This window comes from Cupriavidus necator, from assembly GCF_040578825.1.
Taxonomy (GTDB): domain Bacteria; phylum Pseudomonadota; class Gammaproteobacteria; order Burkholderiales; family Burkholderiaceae; genus Cupriavidus; species Cupriavidus necator_E.
On record NZ_JBEFLI010000166.1, the window covers coordinates 1 to 1,927 of the forward strand.

General features: G+C 61.5%; 1 protein-coding gene. It reads left to right on the forward strand.

Features of this window, described 5'->3' with window-relative positions; all coding sequences use genetic code 11:
* Positions 1–373: 373 nt before the first annotated feature.
* A complete protein-coding gene (ltrA, locus tag AB1I47_RS33655) occupies positions 374–1,906 on the forward strand; it encodes a group II intron reverse transcriptase/maturase (protein ID WP_475572034.1) in 1,533 nt (510 codons plus the stop codon).
* Positions 1,907–1,927: the final 21 nt, after the last annotated feature.

Here is a 1,927-nt window from a genome sequence, read left to right on the forward strand (position 1 = left end):
TATACAGTGTGCGCCGGCTAACCGGCAAGGAGTAAAGGGTGAAAGTCCCTGACAGCAGAAGATTTAGCGAATCACGCTGTCCCCGAGTCATGCGTTGTGCGCCGCGAGGCGCACGACGAAGCGTTGACAGGGGTGCGTATAGGCCAGCCATTGAGCCGCGAAAAGCATATTTAGACCCGAGTGCCGACGTACTACTGTATGCGGAAGGCAACACGGCTGGGCGCGCTTGCGCGAGCGCCCAGCCGACTCGGCGCGGTCTTAGACCCTGGCATGTGCGTACGCTCCTTGTGCGGGAACCGGGAGATCTCCTGACTGGCACACGGTGGCGGTTTTGCCGTGCGGTCCGCATCGGGAAGGCGAGGAGCCGAAGCCGATGATGAACGGTCAGGAGAAGTCGGACCTCCCCATAGTAGCGACGAAGCTGGCGAACAAATCCGGGCAACCGGAGGCGGAGTCGGTGGAGCCAAGGGGGAGGGCCAAGGGGAACATGGACTGGTCACACACGTCCCGGACGCTGAGCCGGATAAGCGTGCCCCAGCGATTGGTCCGTGTGCGGGAAGCCGCAAGGCAAAGAAAGAAGGAGCGGTTCACAGCGCTGTTCCACCTGATCGATCTTGAGCTGCTACAGACGTCGTTCTTCTGGCTGAAACGGAAGGCGGCGGCGGGGGTCGATGGGGTGACTTGGAGCGACTACGAGCAAGACCTAGAGGCAAACCTGAGCGACTTGCACGGGCGCCTTCACCGCCAAGCCTACCGGCCACAGCCCAGCCGCCGTCAGTACATTCCGAAGGCGGATGGAAAGCTGCGACCATTGGGCATTGCCGCGTTGGAAGACAAGATTGTCCAGCGCGCAGTGGTGGAGGTGCTCAACGCGGTCTATGAGACGGACTTCCTCGGGTTCTCGTATGGGTTCCGGCCAAAGCGCAGTCAACACGATGCGCTGGATGCACTGGCCACTGGGATAGCGCGTACCAATGTGAGCTGGATTCTGGACGCCGACATCAGTCGGTTCTTCGATACCGTCAGCCATGACTGGCTGATTCGGTTCTTGGAGCACCGCATCGGCGACCGGCGCGTGTTACGCCTGATCGGCAAATGGCTGACGGCTGGTGCGATGGAAGATGGGGTGGTGACAGCCACCGAGGAAGGTACGCCACAGGGGTCGGTCATCTCGCCCCTGCTGGCCAATATCTACTTGCATTACGTCTTCGACCTCTGGGCGAACCGGTGGCGAAACCGCCGCGCCGAGGGAAACGTCGTGATCGTGCGATATGCCGACGACATCGTTGTCGGTTTCGCCAAAGCCTACGATGCCAAGCGCTTTAAGCGGGACATGCAGCAAAGGCTGGAGCAGTTTGCGCTCGAGCTACACCCGGAGAAAACCCGCCTGATCGAGTTCGGCCGCTTCGCGGCCGAGAACCGAGCCGGGCGCGGACTGGGCAAGCCCGAGACCTTCAACTTCCTGGGGTTCACCCATATCAGTGGACGGGCCAAAGATGGCAAGTTCATGCTCAGGCGGCGATCCCGGCGAGACCGGATGCAGGCCAAGCTACGGGAAATCAAAGAGGAGTTGAGACGCAGATGGCATCAGTCAATCTCGGAGCAGGGGCGCTGGCTGCGGCGTGTGGTGCAAGGGTACTTTAACTACCACGCCGTGCCGACAAATACCCCAGCCCTTCGTGCCTTCCGGGCACACGTAACCGACCTATGGCGGCGAGCGCTACGGCGACGCAGCCAGAAAGACGGGACAACGTGGGCCTTGATGAAAAGGCTGGAAAGGGACTGGTTGCCTCCAGCCCGGGTCCTTCATCCTTGGCCGGTTGTGCGGTTCACCGCCAAACACCCAAGGCAGGAGCCCGGTGCGCGAATCGCGCACGCCGGGATCTGTGCGGGGGGTGCTCAGTAATGGGCATTCCTACCGCGACAT